Below are 18,463 nucleotides of genomic sequence, written 5' to 3'. Positions count from 1 at the left end.
TACTCGTGTCGTATCAATATTTGACCAACACGGAGTTATTTATCTTTTCGCTACCAATTTACAGTGGTCTGTGAATGGCCCGACAGCCTTCGGCCGCCAGGCCTAACCGGCTCGTGAGAGCTCGCACTCGCCGGCTGGAGCGAATTATAGGCGATTTCATGCATCATTGCTAATTTAGTAAAACGATCATGATCCGTTCCCCTAGCCGCCAGATTGCACGGACCTAGAGTCGAATCGGTGCGTAAACGAGTATGTGCCGGCGCCGCTGGACGGCTAGAGTTCATTCCTCCGATGATGCCCACCTTGGTAGCAAAGCCGCCCCAAGGCGATGACTGGATGCATGAAGCCAAATTCGACGGCTACCGCTCCCAGATCATCATCGACGCCGGTTTGGGCGCTACCCAGCCGTAGGCGGACTCACAGCTCGTTGTGTTTTCGCGACCGCTGGTCTGCCTCTGCGATCCGATCCTGGCAAGATACTGTCACCTACGAGACGGTCTTCGGACGATAGTTTGGGCGGTATGAAAGGACCGGTAGCGCCGATCTCACCCAGCCAATCCTCATAGCCAGCGTTCATTTTGGATTTCAGATCATCTGGCTGATCTATCCCGGATCGAAACAGGCTTATGAGGCTCCGCCCAAAGTGCTCTCTGGCTGGATGGCCTTTGGGAATTCCTGCCTCTGTGCAATAGTCGTTGAGAACCCTTGCCAGCGTTGCGAGTTGCTCGGAGTCTAGATGATCGTCGAATGACATCGCTTTATCCCTTGTGGGGCGAAAGCGTGATCGACTCTTCCAAGCGCCAACGCCCGTTCAGTTGGTCAGCGACATGCCTTCTGTACGCTTTGTTAGCGTATTAGCGAGTCAAATCGGACGGGGAGCGGCAAACCGAGCCTCTCCCAGTCAGAGCAGGTCGAAGCTGTGTCCGGGCGGATGCGGCTAAAATCACCCTGCTTAAGCAGATCATCAGCGGCCGGATAATATTTTTTCAGCCGACGGAACGTTTTGTACCCGCCCAGTGTTATAATCCTGATCCCCGCATAGGGATCATAAAGGGCCTTGTCCCCTCTTGGCCCGAGTTTGAGTCCGCTGTCTCTCGGAAGTGTCCAGCTGCGCAACGTTCGCGTTTTTGGAGCCGTCGACAGCGGACCCGACGCTCAGTGACCGCCAGCATCCTCGACGCGCAGTCAGGAGCACGCCAAGCGCGACCAGGACGATCGTCACAACTTCGACCGACGTGAAGCCAGATACGACGAAATACCCACGCCCTATGAAGAGATAGGCCAGACAAAGGGCCAGCCCGATGTTCACCACGAACATCAGCCCAAATATAAACCGGCGCGCGCCCCCCAACATTTCCCCTCCGCCCCCCATGCGTCCATGTCGCGTGGACCTGCCGATACTCGCAGGAAACCCTTGGAAAGCAACAAGGCGGGTTCCGGGTCACGCCGAATCTGTTCGCTGAAATTCGCTGGGGTTTATTCGGTGAATATTCGATGAAATCAGGCCGGGTAGGCTTAAGTGCTTGATTTTGCTGGTACGCCCAAGGGGAATCGAACCCCTGTTCCCGCCGTGAGAGGGCGGTGTCCTGACCGCTAGACGATGGGCGCGTTCAAGAACCGGCGATATAGGCTGACGGCTGAGAAAAAGCAACTGGCCTTCGGACAGTCGATCACACCGGGAAAATTTCCGTTGCAGGCCTATCGCTTTGGCTCGATCAAGTCCCAGAGATTTCCGTGGAGATCGGCGAAAACCGCCACAGTGCCATAGGGCTCAATGCGGGGCGCCTCACGGAATTCGACGCCCTTTGCGAGCATTGCCGCATGGTCGCGGACAAAATCGTCGGTTTCGAGGAACAAAAAGACGCGGCCGCCGGTCTGGTTGCCGATGCGGCTTGCTTGCATATCGTCCGACGCTTCGGCCAGCAGCAGCCGCGCGCCTTGTCCATTCGCCGGCGCCACCGTGACCCAGCGTTTGCCGCCGCCGAGATCGACGTCCTCGATGAGCAAAAAGCCCAGCCTGTCTACATACCAGGAGATCGCCTCGTCGTAATTGGCGACGACAAGCGCGACGGTGGCGACGCGGCGATTTTCGGCGAAACCAATCATTTGTTGCGGATCGAAAAGCGGCCGATGATGCGGCGCTCAGTGATGTCGTAGACAAAAATTGCGCGGCTGCCGTCGGCAAGCTCCGCATCGATGGCGACGCGGTTGCCGGAAAGCGACTGGCTGATGACCCTGGCGCCGACAGGCAGCACGATGTCGCCGGTCAGCGGCTCGCCTGATGGCACCTGGATGTTGCCGGCAAGGGATGGGGCTGCCGGTGGCGCGGTGCGCGTTTTGTAGACAAGGGCTGCAATCACCACCATAAGGGCGAGGAACAGCAGGCCGAGATTGATGGCGACGAAGCGGACGAGCTTCTTGCGCACCTTTTCGACTTCGGGGTCGAGCGGCTTTTCCTCGTCTTCATCGGCAGCAGCCATGGCAAAACATTCCGGAACGATTTTCGATGAGCGCTCATAACGAAGAGACCCCGATATTGATAGAGGATGGATCGAGTACGGGCCGATCGCCAGACACTGGATCGCCAGAGGAGGGATCGCCAGACGGGGGATCAATAGTACTGGAAGCAGGCCCCGATGCGGCCGGCCAGCGGCTCGACCAATGGCTGGCGGGCAAGCTCGGCCCGGACATGTCGCGCAGCCGGGTGCAGATGCTGATCAGACAGGGCGCCGTCAAGATCGGCGGCCAGTTGGTCATCGAGACCAAACGCAAGATGACGGCCGGTGAACGCGTATCGGTCGACATGCCGGAGCCGGAGCCGGCGGAGCCGCAAGGCGAGAACATCCCGCTCGACGTCCTCTATGAAGACGATGACTTGATCGTCATCGACAAGCCGCCGGGGCTGGTCGTCCATCCCGGCGCCGGCAACTGGACCGGCACGCTGGTCAATGCGCTGATCCACCATTGCGGCGACAGTCTTTCCGGCATCGGCGGTGTGCGGCGGCCGGGCATCGTCCACCGCCTGGACAAGGAGACCAGCGGCGTCATGGTCGTCGCCAAGACCAACCGCGCCCACAAATCATTGTCGGAGGCCTTTGCCGACCATGGCCTGACCGGCGATCTCAAACGCGCCTATCTGGCGCTGGTCTGGGGCATTCCGATGAGACCGACAGGCACGGTCGACGAGCCGCTCGGTCGCGCCGCCGACCGCGTGCGCCGTGCCGTGGTGCCGGAGGGCCGTGACGATGCCCGCCACGCCATCACCCATTTCACCGTGGTCGAGCGCTTTGGCGAGCAGCAAAAGGAGTTTGCCACGGCGAGCCTGGTCGAATGCCGGCTCGAGACCGGCCGCACCCATCAGATCCGCGTCCACATGGCTCATATCGGCCATCCGGTCGTCGGCGATCCCGATTACGGCCACGCCTTTCGCACCAAGGCGAACCGGCTGCCCGAGCCGCTGAAAGGCCAGGTGAAGGCTTTTCCGCGACAGGCATTGCATGCCCGCCTGCTTGAATTTCGGCATCCGACTACCCATTTACCGATGAGGTTCGAGGCACCGCTACCGAGGGACATGGAGGAACTCGTGGACGGCTTCCGCAGACTCTGAACCGGCTTCATCCATTCAAAACCAGATCGGCAAAAACCTGACCCTCGTTGTTCACTTTGGCGTGACACACTGTTTCGTGTTGAACCAAATGCTGTCCTTTCTGGTTTTGTTCCTGTATAGATCCGCTGTCGCGAACGAGCCTTTGGCGTTCGTGATGTATGCCCGCCGCGTTTAGGGGGCACCACTCCAAGAGAGAGGGGCGCTATCATGGCCCAGTCACTACCCAGTATCGTTTCCGGCGAAGGCGGCCTCAGCCGCTACCTGGAAGAAATCCGTCGCTTTCCGATGCTTCAGCCGCAGGAAGAGTACATGCTCGCCAAGCGTTACGCTGAGCATGAGGACACCACGGCTGCGCACAAGCTCGTCACCAGCCACCTTCGGCTCGTCGCCAAGATCGCCATGGGCTATCGCGGCTACGGCCTGCCGATCGGCGAGGTGATCTCGGAAGGCAATGTCGGCCTGATGCAGGCCGTGAAGAAATTCGAACCGGAGCGCGGCTTCCGGCTCGCCACCTACGCCATGTGGTGGATCAAGGCCTCGATCCAGGAATACATCCTGCGCTCGTGGAGCCTGGTCAAGATGGGCACCACCGCCAACCAGAAGCGCCTGTTCTTCAACCTGCGCAAGGTGAAGGGCAAGATCCAGGCGCTCGACGACGGCGACTTGAAGCCCGAGCAGATCGCCGAGATCGCCACCCGCCTCAACGTGTCGGAAGCGGAAGTGGTGTCGATGAACCGCCGCCTGTCGGGCGATGCCTCGCTCAACGCGCCGATCCGGGCGAGCGAAGGTGAGTCCGGTGAGTGGCAGGACTGGCTGGTCGACGACCACGAAAGCCAGGAAGAGGCGCTGATCGAGCAGGACGAACTGGAAAACCGGCGCGGCATGCTGTCCGGCGCTCTTGCCGTGCTCAACGAGCGCGAGCGGCGCATCTTCGAGGCGCGCCGCCTGGCCGAGGAGCCGCTGACGCTGGAAGAGCTGTCGGCCGAGTTCGACATCAGCCGCGAGCGCGTGCGCCAGATCGAGGTGCGCGCCTTCGAGAAGGTGCAGGACGCGGTCAAGGCCGCAGCCAAGCGCCAGATGCAGGCGTTGCGCACCATCGAGGCGCAGCCGGCGGCGTAAAGCCTTCCGACGGAAATAATGAAAACGGCGGTGTCAGGTAACTGGCGCCGCCTTAATTTTATAGGTCCTCCGACTGCCGGGAGAACTGGCCCTTGGTGCCATATTCTAGCTAGGGTTGCCGGTTCCGCCGCGCCTTCGCGAAAACGCCCGAACCGTCGCCATAAATCGCTCAACCATCGGTGTGATCAGCCTGGCCGGCTCTAGGGGCATTATAGCAATTTTCCCCAAGCCCTGGAAACCGCAACGCTGCAAATTGTTCCGGCGCCGACATGGGCTTCCGTCGCGAAATTCCACAAGGCGGCGCTTGCGGCATGCGGCCGTGACAATGGGCCGCCGCGGCTGCGCTGGGCAGTTGAGCTCGTCTATTTGGAAACCAGAGGCAGTCTGACGATGACGATTTCTCCGTTTCTCACCGCTCTCGGATCCGAGGGTCCTCCGGCCGACCGAGCGAAAGACATGGACCTGTATGGATGGCTAATTGGAAGCTGGGAAATGGACACGGTCCACTATCTCGACGACGGCACAATCCAGAAGTGGAATGGAGAATGCCATTTTGGCTGGGTGCTCGAAGGCCGCGCGATTCAGGACGTCTGGATCAGGCCCAAGCGCCCTGCGCCGTCCACGATGTATGGCACGACTTTGCGCATCTTCGATCCTGGGATCGATGGCTGGCACCTCATATGGAACGACCCGCTCAACCGAGATCACTCGCGCCAGATCGGGCGGGCCGAGGGTAAGGACATTGTCCAGCTCGGCACTGACTCGCGCGGCCTGAAAACTCGATGGCGTTTCACCGAGATCACTGCCAACAGCTTCCATTGGATCGGCGAGGAAAGACCATCCGAGAGCGACCCTTGGCAAATCAAGTATGAACATCTAGCCCGCCGAACAAAACCCTGAAGCCAGACTAGCTGGCGTCTGCGCTGCCCCTCATCCGCTGCCGCCACCTTGTCCCCGTATCGTGACAGGACAAAGAGGGGCGGCGCTGACTTCCTGGAATTGCCAACGACCCTTCAAAGGCAATCCAGCGGAAATTTCAAATAGCGGCGGCCGTTGGATTCCGGTTCCGGCAAGCGCCCGCCATTCATGTTGACCTGCAGCGCGTGCAGGATCAGCCTCGGCATCGGCAGCGTTCTGTCGCGCGCCTCGCGCAACGCTACGAAATCGGCCTCCGTCCTACAGGCGGCAATATGTGTGTTCCTGGATTTTTGTTCCGCGACAGTGCTCTCCCACAAGGGCTCGCGCCCCTCTGTCTGGTAGTCATGACCGACGAACAGACGTGTCTCCTCCGGTAGCGCGAGGATATTTTGGATCGATCGCCAGAGTTGCGCGGCACTGCCGCCGGGAAAGTCCGCTCTCGCCGTGCCGCTGTCCGGCATGAACAGCGTATCGTGGATGAAAGCGGCGTCGCCGATCACATAGGTGATCGAGGCCAGCGTATGGCCCGGCGAAAAAAGCACCTTTGCCGGAATGCCGCCGACCGAAAAGGTCTCGCCGTCGGCAAACAGCCTGTTCCACTGGGATCCGTCGGCAGGAAAACCCGGCCAGTTGTAGATTGCCTTCCACAGTTTCTGGACATCGATAATCTTATCGCCAATCGCCGTCGGCGCCCCGGTCTTCGCGCGGAGGTAGTGCGCCGCGGAGAAATGGTCGGCGTGCGGGTGGGTGTCGAGGATCCATTCGACAACCAGCCGTTGATCCCTAATGAAGTCGAGCAGGGCGTCGGCATTTTTCGTCGCAGTGGCGCCGGACTTCTCGTCGAAATCCAGGACCGGATCGATGATTGCGCATCGTCGCGTCTGCGGGTCGGCAACGACATACTGGATGGACCCGCTCGGCTTGTCGTAAAAGCCTGCCACCTGCAGCTTGGCCGATGATGCGTCCAATCCCGGCTCCCTCAACTCCCACCCGGCAGGAATGTTTTTCCCTGCCGGGGCAAAAGAAGAGCATGGTCGTTCGCCAGCGCCACGCCGTCAAGCACCGCATGCTTCACCAAGGCAAAAGGCCGAAAATCCTTCCGTGCCGCCCTGGCCGCTCAGGCGGAGGGCTGCTTGGTCTTCCGCAGATACGGCAGGATCGTCTCGTAGGCGCCGAACCGCTTGACCGCATCCTCGTTGGAAACGGCGGCGGTGATGATGACGTCCTCGCCCTGCTTCCAGTTCGCCGGCGTCGCCACCTGGTGCTTGGCTGTCAACTGTATGGAATCGATCGCACGCAGGATCTCATCGAAGTTACGCCCGGTCGTCATCGGATAGGTGAGAACCAGCTTGATCTTCTTGTCGGGGCCGATGACGTAAACTGAACGCACCGTCGCGTTGTCGGCGGGTGTGCGCCCTTCAGAGGTTTCGCCGGCGCCCGCCGGCAGCATCTCGTAAAGCTTCGCGACCTTGAGGTCCTTGTCGCCGATCAGTGGGTAGTTCACCGATTGGCCGGTCGCCTTCTTGATATCATCCTGCCATTTGCCATGGCTTTCGACCGGATCGACGGAAATGCCGATGATCTTGACGTTGCGCTTCTTGAACTCGCCTTCCAGCCCGGCCATTGTGCCGAGCTCGGTCGTGCAGACCGGCGTGAAATTCTTCGGATGGCTGAAAAGCACAGCCCAGCCGTCACCGATCCATTCGTGGAAGTTGATCGTCCCTTGCGTGGTCTCGGCCGTGAAATCCGGCGCGGTGTCATTGATACGAAGGCTCATGACGCGTCCCTACCCTGTGGTTGCAGCCGGCATTGACCATCCGCCGGCCCTGCTTCTGCCTTTTACCACTGCGGCGTCATCCTTCAAATGCCTGTTGCACCGGCACCGGGGCCGGCGGCGAAAACTTTTTCGCCTTTTGTCGTGAAAAGCAGCATTCCCGCCCATTGATGTCGGCGCGATGGGGCGTTTGCGCACGACAGCAGTGGAAGTCTAGGCCTTGTTTACCGTCAGCGTCGTCGCCAGATCTTCCATGCGCTGGGCGAGCGCGCCAAGCGCATGGGTCAGCACGGTATCGTTCTTGTCGGCCTTGGTCAGCGCGTCGTCACGCGTCTTGCGCAGCGTCAGCACTTCGCTTTCCATGCCCTTGACGCGTTTTTGCAGTTCCGAAAGCTCGTCCATGACCATGATGCCGGCCATTACGGTCAGCCGCTGATCGCCGATTTCGCCGAATGAGTCTTTCAGATGCGAGACATAGCGGTCGAAGCGCTCGGCAAGGTCGATCAGATGCTCTTCCTGGCCCTCGTCGCAAGCCATGCGATACTGCTTGCCATCGATGGAAACCGTGACTTGTGCCATTGGGCCAGCCCCTATCTGTCCAACACGGCGCGGATGGTTTCCATGGCGGTCACCAGCCGACGCGACACTTCCTTGTTGGCGTCTTCCAGCCGTTCGGCGCGCGCCTCGGAATTGTCGAGTTCCTGCGCCAGCCGCGAGCGGTCGGCGTTCATGCGCTGCACCTCCGCCTCGGCTTCCGTATAGTCGCGCTCGTGCTCGAGCTTGGCCGCGACGGCATTTTCCAGCCCCTCGATGGCCTTACCCAGCCTGGCGATGACTTCCTTGAGTGTCGTTTCCCCGGTCATGGCTTTCGTCCTGCGCCCTGCCCATCACCGAATCATCCACGTTCAGAACGCGTTATGTCTGAAACATTACGCGCCGTGTGAAGCCAACGTCAATAAAGCTCTCGCGACTGTCCCCTGCTAACGCTAATTTAGGCCACCAAAGCCCTTCAAAGGCGCCGGTTTACTGACTAACAAGATCGGCAAAAGCGCGCCGGTTTGTTGACTAAAAAGCCGCGCCTGCTATGTGTCGCGCACCCCTTTCCAGGCTCTCCCAAGGCCCCGAACCCCGACACTGGAGGAAGCATGACCTCGCGCGAACAACATGACCGGATGGCCAATGCGATCCGTTTTCTTTCCATGGACGCCGTCGAGAAGGCCCAGTCCGGCCACCCCGGCCTGCCCATGGGCTGCGCCGACATTGCCACGGTGCTGTTCACGCGTTTCCTGAAATACGACGCGAAGAACCCGCATTGGCCCGATCGCGACCGCTTCATCCTGTCGGCCGGCCACGGTTCGATGCTGCTCTATTCGCTGCTCTATCTGACCGGCTATGAGGACATCACCCTCGACCAGATCAAGCATTTCCGCCAGGTCGGATCGAGGACGGCGGGCCATCCCGAATATGGCCATGCCGCCGGCATCGAGACGACCACCGGCCCGCTCGGCCAGGGCCTTGCCAATTCGGTCGGTTTCGCGCTCGGCGAGCGCATCATGAATGCCGCCTTCGGCAACGACCTCGTCGACCACTACACCTATGTTCTGGCCGGTGACGGCTGCCTGATGGAGGGCGTTTCCCAGGAAGCCATCGCGCTTGCCGGACATCTCAAGCTGAACAAGCTGATCGTGTTTTGGGACAACAACAACATCTCGATCGACGGCCCGGTTTCGCTGGCCGACAACACCGATCAGGTCGCCCGCTTCCAGGCGTCCGGCTGGAACGCCAGCCACATCGACGGCCAGGATCCGGAAGCGATCGCCTATGCCATCGAGGCGGCCCGCCATTCCGACAAACCGACGATGATCGCCTGCAAGACGACGATCGGCTTCGGAGCGCCGACCAAGGCCGGCACCAACAAGGCGCACGGTTCGCCGCTCGGCGCCGCGGAAATCGCCGGCGCGAGAAAATTCTTCAGCTGGGACTATCCGCCCTTCGAAGTTCCTGCCGACATCCTCGATGCGTGGCGCGACGCCGGCAAGACCGGCGTCAAGGCACGCGCCGACTGGGAAGGACGCCTTGCCAAGGCCGACGCCCAATTGCGCAGCGAATTCGAGCGCCGCATCAGCGGCACGCTGCCGGCTAATTTCGACGCCGTCATCACCGACTACAAGAAGAAGCTCGCCGCAGACAAACCGAAGGTCGCCACCCGCAAATCGTCGGAAATGGCGCTCGAAATCATCAACGGCGCCGTGCCGGAAACCATCGGCGGCTCGGCCGACCTGACCGGCTCCAACAACACCAAGACCAGCCAGACCAAGAACATCACATCAGACGATTACGGCCAGCGCTACGTTCACTACGGCGTCCGCGAGCACGGCATGGCCGCCGCACTCAACGGACTGACGCTGCATGGCGGCCTCATCGCCTATGGCGGCACCTTCATGTGCTTTTCCGACTACGCCCGTCCGTCGATGCGGCTCGCCTCGCTGATGGGCATCCGCTCGATCTTCGTCATGACGCACGATTCCATCGGCCTCGGCGAAGACGGCCCGACCCATCAGCCGGTCGAGCATCTGGCCGCACTGCGCGCCATTCCGAACCACAATGTCTTCCGCCCGGCGGACGCGGTCGAGACCGCCGAATGCTGGCAACTGGCCCTCGAGCAGGAAAAGACGCCTTCGACGCTGGCGCTGACCCGGCAGAACCTGCCGACGGTGCGCAACGACTTCGTTGCGGAAAATCTCAGCCGCCAGGGCGCCTATCAGCTGGCCGCCGCCAGTGGCGATGCGGCGGTAACGATCTTCGCTTCGGGCTCCGAGGTCGAGATTGCACTGGCGGCGCGCGAGGCGCTGGAAAAGCACGGCCATCCCACCCGCGTTGTCTCTGTGCCCTGCTTCGAATTGTTCGACAAGCAGAGCGCCGATTACCGCAAGAAGACGATCGGCAACGCGCCGATCAAGATCGCCATCGAAGCCGGCATCCGCCAGGGCTGGGATCATTTCATCGGCACCGACGGCATCTTCATCGGCATGACCGGCTTCGGCGCCTCCGGCACGATCGAACAGCTCTATCCGCATTTTGGCATTACCGCCGAAGCGACGGTGAAGGCGGCGGAAGCCCGCCTGCACGGCGAGTAAAGCCAGACGCCCGCGAAGACGCATAGCGGTTTTGCGGGCAGCCTCGTCTGGTGGACTTAAATCCAACCCGTCGACGGCTGGATTCTTTGCCAGCCCGCCGTTATGAAGCTGCGGACTTGATCTTCGGCCTCCAACTCCCAGGGAGAGAAAAATGACCGTCAGAGTTGCCATCAACGGATTCGGCCGCATCGGCCGCAACATCCTGCGCGCCATCCACGAATCCGGCCGCAAGGACATCGATGTCGTCGCCGTCAACGACCTCGGCCCGGTCGAGACCAATGCGCATCTGCTGCGCTACGACAGCGTGCATGGCCGCTTCCCGCATGAAGTGACGGTCGACGGTGACCAGATCACCGTCGGCACCGAAAAATTCAAGGTCACCGCGATCAAGGACCCGACGCAGCTGCCGTGGAAGGATCTCGGCATCGATATCGCGCTCGAATGCACCGGCATCTTCACCGCCCGCGACAAGGCGGCTGCGCACCTGACCGCCGGCGCCAAGCGCGTCCTCGTCTCGGCGCCGGCCGAGGGCGCTGACCTCACCGTCGTCTATGGCATCAACCATGACAAGCTGACCAAGGACCATATCGTCATCTCGAATGCCTCCTGCACCACCAACTGCCTGGCACCGCTGGCAGCCGTGCTGCATGAGGCCGTCGGCATCGAGAAGGGCATGATGACGACGATCCACTCCTACACCGGCGACCAGCCGACGCTCGACACCATGCACAAGGATCTCTACCGCGCCCGCGCCGCGGCGCTGTCGCAGATCCCGACCTCGACCGGCGCGGCCAAGGCGATCGGCCTGGTGCTGCCCGACCTCAAGGGCAAGCTCGACGGCATCTCCATCCGCGTGCCGACCCCGAACGTCTCGGTCGTCGATTTCAAGTTCATCGCCAAGCGTTCGACCACGGTGCAGGAAATCAACGAGGCGGTGATCGCCGCCTCCAACGGCAAGCTGAAGGGCGTTCTCGCCGTCACCCGTCATCCGAACGTATCGATCGACTTCAACCACGATCCGCATTCCTCGATCATGGCGCTCGACCAGACCAAGGTCATGGACGGCAATTTCGTTTCGGTGCTGTCCTGGTACGACAATGAATGGGGTTTTTCCAACCGCATGGCCGACACCGCAGTCGCCTTCGGCAAGACCATCGCCTGACCGCATAACCATCTTCTTGCGACTTGAAAACGCCCGGCCTGTCCGGGCGTTTTTTTTGAGCAATTCCAGGAAAAGTGTGAAACGGTTTTCCGTCCGGAATTGCGCAAAAACAAGGAGATAGAGCGGTTCGGCGTTTCCGTGGAACGATGAACCGCTCTAGCCGTTCGCTCGCGGCCTTGTATCGTGAGATCGCATGTCTTGGGAGAGTGGCCTGAACGACCATCGCGCTTCGACATCCGGGAGCGGAGCAAGGAGCGAAGCGACGCGGCGCAGACCCCAGGATGACGAAGTTGGAGCGGCATAGCGCAAAAAACCACCCTCACGCCTTGCACCGGTCATGTCTTCGCCTCACTCTCCCGTAAAGCGAGAGGAACACGAATTTCGAGGGGCAATTGGCGGATGGAGCATGCGATCTATCTCGTGACGCTGGTCGGCGCCGCACTCGTCGTCGCCGCCGCGTTTTCGAGCCTGATCGCCTTCCGCTTCGGCGCGCCCCTCTTGCTGCTGTTTCTCTGCATTGGCCTGGCCACTGGAACCGACGGCCTCGGCATCCAGTTCGACAATGCGCGGCTGGCTTATTTTGCCGGCTCACTGGCGCTGGCGGTCATCCTGTTCGATTCCGGTTTCGGCACGCCGCTCAACGCCTTGCGCCAGGCGGCCGGACCGGCGCTGTCGCTGGCGACCATCGGCGTCCTTTTGACCACTGGACTGTTCGGCGGCGTCGCCCATTATCTGCTCGATCTCAGCTGGCTGGAATCCTTCCTGCTCGGGGCCGCTGTCGCCTCGACCGACGCCGCAGCGGTGTTCTTCCTGTTGCGCGCCGGCGAGATCAATTTGCGCGAACGCGTGCGTTCCACGCTCGAGGTGGAATCCGGCACCAATGACCCGATCGCCATCTTCCTGACCATAAGCCTGGTCGAGATCATCGCCGCCAACGCCAGCCCCGAGGCCAGGGTGCTGGTTACCGACCTGGTTCTCGGCTTCCTTCTCAACATGGGGCTTGGCGCCATCGTCGGCATTTTCGGCGGCCTCGCCATCGTTCGTCTCGTCGAACGGCTCAATCTCGACCACGGGCTGCTGCCGATCTTCGTGCTGACGCTGTCGCTGATGGTGTTCGCCGCCGCCGGCGCCATTGGCGGCTCCGGCTTTCTGGCGGTCTATCTCGCCGGCCTCGTTGCCGGCAATTCCGACATCCGCGCCGTCACAATCCTCAAGCGCTTCCAGGACGGCATGTCGTGGCTGGCGCAGATCATCATGTTCCTGATCCTCGGCCTGTTCGCGACGCCCTCGCAATTTCCGGCGATCCTGCTGCCGGCGGTGCTGCTGGGCCTGTTCCTGATATTCGTGGCGCGGCCGATCGCCGTCTGGCTTTGCCTGATGCCGTTTCGTCTGCCGCGCCCGGAAGTCGCCTTCGTCTCATGGGTGGGCCTGCGTGGCGCCGTGTCGATCCTGCTGGCCATCACGCCGCTGCTTGGCGGTCTTGAGAATGGCCGCCTCATCTTCAACACCGCCTTCATCGTGGTGTTGGTATCGCTGGTCATCCAGGGATGGACCGTCGGACCGCTGGCGCGCCGCCTCGGCCTGATCGTGCCCGCCCGCCTGGGTCCGTTGGACAAGGTCGAACTCGAATTGCCTGGCTCCGCCCATCACGAACTACTCGCCTATCGCGTAGCACCAGGCAGCCCGGTGGCGCGCGGCGAGCGCATTCCGCGCTGGGCGCGGCCTTCGCTGGTGCTGCGCGACGGCCGCTCGATGCGCTTCCAGGACATGGGCAGGCTCGCCGCCGGCGACCATGTCTACATCTTCGTGCCGGATCGCTATCCGGCCCTGCTCGACAAGCTGTTCGCCAGCCGCGCCGTGGTCGATCCCGAGGATGCGGACTTCTTCGGCGCCTTCGCCGTCGATCCGGCGCGCTCCGCTGCGGAACTGGAAGCCGCTTACACGCCGGGCCTGACCGAGGAGGAACGCAAGCTGACCGTCGGCGACCTGGTGACGGCGCGGCTCGGCGGCCATGCCGAATATGCCGACCGCGTGCTGATTGGTCCGATCGAGCTGATCGTCCGCGACGTCGACGACAAGGGCAGGATCACCGGTCTCGGTCTTTCCCTCGAGCCGACCGCGCCGGTGGCGCGGGTGCCGGTGTTCCTGAGTGCCGGCGAAATCGCCGACCGCATCGCTGCCTTTGTTCGCAATTGGCGCAAGCGGACCAAAAAGCTGGATCCCGAGGCCCCGGTGGACTTGGACCCCGGTGGGCGGCCGGTGGTGGAAAAGGCAACCGGCGAGGGCTGACGGCCACCGACACGGGCGCTGCTCAAATCTGTTGCGTAGTACCACTGCAGGTCTTGCATCGTCGTTGGTGCGGGTTAAGGTCCCGGCGTTTTTTACGAAAGGGATCAGCATGGCCGGCTTCAAGACACTGGACGACATTGGTAATATCGACGGCAGGCGTGTGCTGGTACGCGTCGACCTCAACGTTCCCGTCGCCGACGGCAAGGTCACCGACGCCACCCGCATCGAGCGCATCGCGCCGACCATCGCCGAGCTTTCCGGCAAGGGCGCCAAGGTCATCCTGCTTGCCCATTTCGGCCGCCCCAAGGATGGACCTTCGCCCGAATTCTCGCTTGAGCCGATCGCCAAGGCGGCCGCGGAGGTGCTCGGCCGCCCGGTCGGCTTCGCGGCGGATTGCATCGGCGACAAGGCCGCGAGCGCCGTCGCCGCCATGAACAACGGCGACGTGCTGCTGCTCGAAAACACCCGCTTCTACAAGGCCGAGGAGAAGAACGACCCGGCCTTCACCGAAAAGCTGGCCGCCAATGGCGACATCTTCGTCAACGATGCCTTTTCCGCCGCCCACCGCGCCCATTCGTCGACGGAAGGGCTTGCGCAGTTGTTGCCGGCTTTCGCCGGTCGTACCATGCAGGCCGAGCTCGACGCGCTGGAAAAGGGCCTCGGCAATCCCGTCCGCCCCGTCGTCGCCATCGTCGGCGGCGCCAAGGTGTCGAGCAAGATCGACCTCCTGATGAATCTGGTGAAAAAGGTCGACGCGCTGGTCATCGGCGGCGGCATGGCCAACACCTTCCTCGCCGCGCGCGGCACCGCCGTCGGAAAATCGCTGTGCGAGCATGATCTCGCCAACACCGCCAAGCAGATCATGATCGAGGCGGCCGAAGCCGGCTGCGCCGTCATCCTGCCGGTCGACGGTGTCGTCGCCAGGGAATTCAAGGCGGGCGCCGCCAGCGAAACCGTCGCCATATCGGAGGTGCCGGCCGATGCCATGATCCTCGATGTCGGCGAAAAGACCGTGAAGACCGTTGCAGACTGGATCGACCGCGCCGCGACGCTGGTCTGGAACGGCCCGCTCGGCGCCTTCGAGATCGAGCCATTCGACCGGGCGACGGTGGCGGCGGCCAGGCACGCCGCGGGCCGCACCAAGGCCGGCAAATTGATCTCGGTGGCAGGTGGCGGCGACACGGTGGCCGCCCTCAACCATGCCGGCGTCGCCGACGACTTCACCTATGTCTCGACCGCCGGCGGTGCCTTCCTGGAATGGATGGAAGGCAAGCCGCTGCCCGGTGTCGATGTGCTGAAGCGCTGAGGCCCTGGGCGACAGGCGAACGAGGGCGTTTGCGCGTTTCAATCGATTCGAGTTTTCCACTCGGAATGGTTGGACTTGAACCTGCCTTGCTCTAGTGGTCTGCTAGCCCGGATGTTTTACACTGTTGGAACAACCTGTTCAGGAGGATGCACAATGAGCGAACGTCTCGAGGACATTGCCGCTGCGATGGTGGCCGACGGCAAGGGTCTTTTGGCCGCCGACGAGAGTTCCGGCACCATTAAGAAGCGTTTCGACGTCATCGGCGTCGAATCGACCGCCGACAGCCGCCGCGACTATCGCGAGATGATGTTCCGCGCCAAGGAAGCGATGACCAGATACATCTCCGGCGTCATCCTCTATGACGAGACCATTCGCCAGAAAGCCGCCGACGGCACGCCACTGGTCGACATTATCAAGGCGACCGGCGCCATTCCAGGCATCAAGGTCGATGCCGGCGCCAAGCCTCTGGCCGGGTACCCCGGCGACACCATCACCGAAGGCCTCGACGGCCTGCGCGAGCGGCTCGCCGACTATTACACGCTCGGCGCCCGTTTCGCCAAATGGCGTGCAGTGATCGACATCGACGTCGCCAAAGGCGTGCCCTCCGCCACGTCGATCGGCTCGAACGCCCATGCGCTCGCCCGCTATGCGGCGCTCTGCCAGGAGGCCGGCATCGTGCCGATCGTCGAGCCGGAGGTGCTGATGGACGGCGCCCACGACATCGGCACCTGCTACGAGATCAGCAAGGCAACGCTAACGAAACTCTACACCGAGCTCTACGCCGCCCGCGTCGTCCTTGAAGGCACCATTCTGAAGCCGAACATGGTTCTCGCCGGCAAGAAGTCTGGCAACACCAGCAGCCCCGAAGAAGTCGCCGAAAAGACCATAAAACTGTTCCGCGAAACGGTCCCGGCAGCGATTGGCGGCATCGCCTTTCTCTCGGGTGGGCAATCGGATGAGGAGGCGACCGCCAACCTCAACGCCATCAACGCCATCGGCCCGCATCCGTGGAAATTGACCTTCTCCTATGGCCGCGCCTTGCAGGCGGCGCCGCAGAAGGCATGGAGCGGTAAGGCGGCCAACGTCGCCGCTGCCCAGGCCGCCTTCGCCCACCGCGCCCAGATGAACCATCTGGCAGCGCTTGGCAAATGGCAGCCGGAACTGGAACAGGCCGCCTAACCGTATTTTTTCTACCCCGGCCGAACCCGGGCCATCTGCCCGGGTTCCATATGCTCCCAAAAAACGCGACCGGCCGTGTCGACTTGCGTTGAACCCAAACGTCCTTGGGACTCAAGAGGAGCAGTCGGATGCCAAACAACAAGATCGTTTCACGGGAAGACTGGTTCCAGGCGCACAAGGCGCATCTGGCGCGTGAGAAGGAATTGACGCGATTTCGCGACCGCATCGCCGCCGAACGGCGGGAATTGCCTTGGTTGAAGATCCGGAAGGACTATGTCTTCGAGACCGAACAAGGGCCGAAGAACCTGGCTGACCTATTCGCCGGCGCGAATCAGCTGATCGTCTACCACTTCATGTTCGGGCCGGGCGCCGACTACCGTTGCGAAGGCTGTTCCTTCCTTGCCGACCACATCGACGGCGCCAACCAGCACCTCAAGCACCACGATGTGTCGCTGATCGTGATCTCGCGGGCGCCGCTAGCCGAATTTCTGCCCTACAAACAGCGCATGGGCTGGAAATTCGACTGGGTGTCGTCCTACGCTTCGGACTTCAACTTCGACATGCAGGTGTCCTTCACCGACAAGCAGATCGCATCCGGCGACACGATCTACAATTTCCAGCAGCGCGCGCTGAAATCGAAGGACCTTCCCGGCATCAGCGTGTTCTACAGGGATGAGAACGGCGACATCTTCCTGACCTTCATGTCGCGCTCCAGGGGCGGCGATCCGCTGATCGGCGCCTATCACTATCTCGACCTGACGCCGAAGGGCCGCAACGAGACGGGTCCCCACCACAGCCTGATGGACTGGGTGCGGCTGCACGATGAATATGCAGACATGCCCGAGATGCAGGACGCCTGTTGCCATTGACGATGGGCCGTCGACGCAAGGTCTTTCGCCTCTGGCCCGATATGCGCTAATGCATGTCGCGCAAAAGTGTGCAGCGGTTCTGCGATGACGACATGCATAAAACAAACAACCTAAAGCGCGTCGCGTGAGATCGGTCGAACGCGAGGCGCTTTGATGCTGCTCGCTATGCCCTTAACGGACTTGCCCCATTAACGGTTTGCCCCCATTAACGGTTTGCCCCCATTAACGGTTTTCGATGCAGCGCTTTCTTGCCCTCCTCACCTGGCTCGCCTTTCCGGTCTATGTCTGGCAGGGGCTTGGCGTGCGCCGCCGCACCACCCGCATGCTGCCGGCGCAAGGTCCTGTCATGCATGAGATTTCGGGCCGGGTGCCAGCGATTTCGCTTCTGATGCTTGGCGATTCTTCCGCGGCCTCGGTCGGCATCGGCAATTCCGAGTACGGGCTGGCCGCGCAACTGGCCGAGCTGATCTCGAAACGCACTGGCCGTGCGGTGCGCTGGCGGGCAGCCGGCTTCAACTCGGCGACCTCAGGCCAGGTCCGCGATCATGTGCTGCCCAACCTGTCGGCCGATCCCTGGACGCATATCGTGCTCGCCATCGGCACCAACGACACCAAGAACTTTCACTCGGTGCCACGCTTCAAAAGCGATTTTGGCGGCCTGCTCTACGCGCTGCGCGCCAAATGGCCGGAGGCGCGCGTGGTGTGGTCGCCGGTGCTGGAATTCACCCGCGCACCGGCAATGCCGCCGCTGCTCGGAAAGATCCTGGAAATCCGCGCCGCCGAGATGAACCGGATGGGCGAGCGCCTTTGCCTCGAACGCGGCGCTGTGCCGGCGCCGCGCCTGCCGATCACCGATGCCGAAGCCGGTTTTGCATCCGACGGATTTCACGCCTCGGAAGCCGGCTACCGGGCCTGGGCCGAACATCTGGTCGATTTGGTGCTGGCCAACGAACCACGCCTCGCGTAGCGGGCCGCCAGCCCTAATGCATGTCGCGCAAAAGCATGCCCTCGGGCCCTGACCCGAGGGTGTGCAGCGGTTTTGTGATAGCGACATGCATAAAACAACAACCTAAAGCGCGTCGCGTGAGGTCGGTCGAACGCCG

At 61.9% G+C, this 18,463-nt stretch carries 17 protein-coding genes, 1 tRNA gene and 1 pseudogene; 11 read left to right on the top strand and 8 right to left on the bottom strand.

The window, feature by feature from the left end; genetic code table 11:
* Positions 1–291: 291 nt before the first annotated feature.
* Positions 292–384, top strand: a pseudogene (locus tag NMG70_RS28370) (ATP-dependent DNA ligase); the annotation flags it as partial.
* A 1,149-nt stretch (positions 385–1,533) separates the two neighbouring features.
* Here NMG70_RS28370 and NMG70_RS28365 read toward each other — a convergent pair.
* The 3 genes from NMG70_RS28365 to NMG70_RS28355 form a co-directional block, all read right to left on the bottom strand.
* A tRNA-Glu gene (locus NMG70_RS28365) sits at positions 1,534–1,608 on the bottom strand.
* A 90-nt stretch (positions 1,609–1,698) separates the two neighbouring features.
* The gene (locus tag NMG70_RS28360) at positions 1,699–2,106 is read right to left on the bottom strand and encodes a VOC family protein (RefSeq protein WP_254027554.1); all 408 of its coding nucleotides are present in this window, start codon (positions 2,104–2,106) and stop codon (positions 1,699–1,701) included.
* A complete protein-coding gene (locus NMG70_RS28355) occupies positions 2,103–2,480 on the bottom strand; it encodes a fimbrial protein (RefSeq protein ID WP_254027553.1) in 378 nt (125 codons plus the stop codon). Before NMG70_RS28355 ends, NMG70_RS28360 begins: the two co-directional genes overlap by 4 nt.
* Before the next feature lie 26 nt (positions 2,481–2,506).
* Here NMG70_RS28355 and NMG70_RS28350 point away from each other — a divergent pair, with 26 nt between their 5' ends.
* On the top strand, positions 2,507–3,607 hold the full coding sequence (locus tag NMG70_RS28350; protein WP_254027552.1) for an RluA family pseudouridine synthase: 1,101 nt from the start codon (positions 2,507–2,509) through the stop codon (positions 3,605–3,607).
* A 207-nt stretch (positions 3,608–3,814) separates the two neighbouring features.
* A complete protein-coding gene (gene rpoH / locus NMG70_RS28345; protein ID WP_023797074.1) occupies positions 3,815–4,726 on the top strand; it encodes an RNA polymerase sigma factor RpoH in 912 nt (303 codons plus the stop codon).
* A 105-nt stretch (positions 4,727–4,831) separates the two neighbouring features.
* Here the strand turns inward: rpoH and NMG70_RS28340 are convergent, their stop codons facing one another.
* The gene (locus NMG70_RS28340; protein ID WP_254027558.1) at positions 4,832–4,903 is read right to left on the bottom strand and encodes a DUF2274 domain-containing protein; all 72 of its coding nucleotides are present in this window, start codon (positions 4,901–4,903) and stop codon (positions 4,832–4,834) included.
* A 279-nt stretch (positions 4,904–5,182) separates the two neighbouring features.
* Between NMG70_RS28340 and NMG70_RS28335 the strand changes: the two genes are divergently transcribed.
* Positions 5,183–5,626, top strand: coding sequence for a hypothetical protein (locus tag NMG70_RS28335; protein WP_254027551.1), 444 nt, complete (start codon positions 5,183–5,185; stop codon positions 5,624–5,626).
* Between the two features lie 113 nt (positions 5,627–5,739).
* On the opposite strand, the gene NMG70_RS28330 is transcribed toward NMG70_RS28335, so the two are convergent.
* From NMG70_RS28330 to NMG70_RS28315, 4 genes are all read right to left on the bottom strand, one after another.
* The gene (locus NMG70_RS28330) at positions 5,740–6,612 is read right to left on the bottom strand and encodes an MBL fold metallo-hydrolase (protein ID WP_254027550.1); all 873 of its coding nucleotides are present in this window, start codon (positions 6,610–6,612) and stop codon (positions 5,740–5,742) included.
* Positions 6,613–6,761: 149 nt separating this feature from the next.
* Positions 6,762–7,421 carry a peroxiredoxin gene (locus NMG70_RS28325; RefSeq protein WP_254019460.1) on the bottom strand — a complete coding sequence of 220 codons (660 nt, stop codon included), beginning with the start codon at positions 7,419–7,421 and terminating at the stop codon, positions 6,762–6,764.
* Positions 7,422–7,631: 210 nt separating this feature from the next.
* Positions 7,632–7,997 (bottom strand): cell division protein ZapA, encoded by a 366-nt coding sequence (locus tag NMG70_RS28320; RefSeq protein ID WP_254027549.1) that lies wholly within the window; start codon positions 7,995–7,997, stop codon positions 7,632–7,634.
* A gap of 11 nt (positions 7,998–8,008) precedes the next feature.
* Positions 8,009–8,281 carry a DUF4164 domain-containing protein gene (locus tag NMG70_RS28315; RefSeq protein WP_023797069.1) on the bottom strand — a complete coding sequence of 91 codons (273 nt, stop codon included), beginning with the start codon at positions 8,279–8,281 and terminating at the stop codon, positions 8,009–8,011.
* A gap of 282 nt (positions 8,282–8,563) precedes the next feature.
* Here NMG70_RS28315 and tkt point away from each other — a divergent pair, with 282 nt between their 5' ends.
* From tkt to NMG70_RS28280, 7 genes are all read left to right on the top strand, one after another.
* Positions 8,564–10,555 carry a transketolase gene (gene tkt / locus NMG70_RS28310; protein ID WP_254027548.1) on the top strand — a complete coding sequence of 664 codons (1,992 nt, stop codon included), beginning with the start codon at positions 8,564–8,566 and terminating at the stop codon, positions 10,553–10,555.
* 151 nt (positions 10,556–10,706) lie between these two features.
* A complete protein-coding gene (gene gap, locus NMG70_RS28305) occupies positions 10,707–11,717 on the top strand; it encodes a type I glyceraldehyde-3-phosphate dehydrogenase (protein WP_254019463.1) in 1,011 nt (336 codons plus the stop codon).
* A gap of 399 nt (positions 11,718–12,116) precedes the next feature.
* Positions 12,117–14,006 carry a potassium/proton antiporter gene (locus tag NMG70_RS28300; RefSeq protein ID WP_254027547.1) on the top strand — a complete coding sequence of 630 codons (1,890 nt, stop codon included), beginning with the start codon at positions 12,117–12,119 and terminating at the stop codon, positions 14,004–14,006.
* Positions 14,007–14,115: 109 nt separating this feature from the next.
* Positions 14,116–15,312 carry a phosphoglycerate kinase gene (locus tag NMG70_RS28295; protein WP_254027546.1) on the top strand — a complete coding sequence of 399 codons (1,197 nt, stop codon included), beginning with the start codon at positions 14,116–14,118 and terminating at the stop codon, positions 15,310–15,312.
* Between the two features lie 153 nt (positions 15,313–15,465).
* Positions 15,466–16,491: a class I fructose-bisphosphate aldolase gene (locus NMG70_RS28290; RefSeq protein ID WP_254027545.1), complete on the top strand. Its 1,026-nt coding sequence runs from the start codon at positions 15,466–15,468 to the stop codon at positions 16,489–16,491.
* Between the two features lie 128 nt (positions 16,492–16,619).
* Positions 16,620–17,360: a DUF899 domain-containing protein gene (locus tag NMG70_RS28285; RefSeq protein WP_254027544.1), complete on the top strand. Its 741-nt coding sequence runs from the start codon at positions 16,620–16,622 to the stop codon at positions 17,358–17,360.
* 235 nt (positions 17,361–17,595) lie between these two features.
* A complete protein-coding gene (locus NMG70_RS28280) occupies positions 17,596–18,327 on the top strand; it encodes an SGNH/GDSL hydrolase family protein (protein WP_254027543.1) in 732 nt (243 codons plus the stop codon).
* The last annotated feature ends 136 nt before the right edge of the window (positions 18,328–18,463 follow it).

The organism is Mesorhizobium ventifaucium (assembly GCF_935822925.1).
Classification (GTDB): Bacteria; Pseudomonadota; Alphaproteobacteria; order Rhizobiales; family Rhizobiaceae; genus Mesorhizobium; species Mesorhizobium ventifaucium.
The sequence above is the reverse complement of the archived record's forward strand: the minus strand, read 5'-3'. Positions and strand labels throughout refer to the sequence as shown.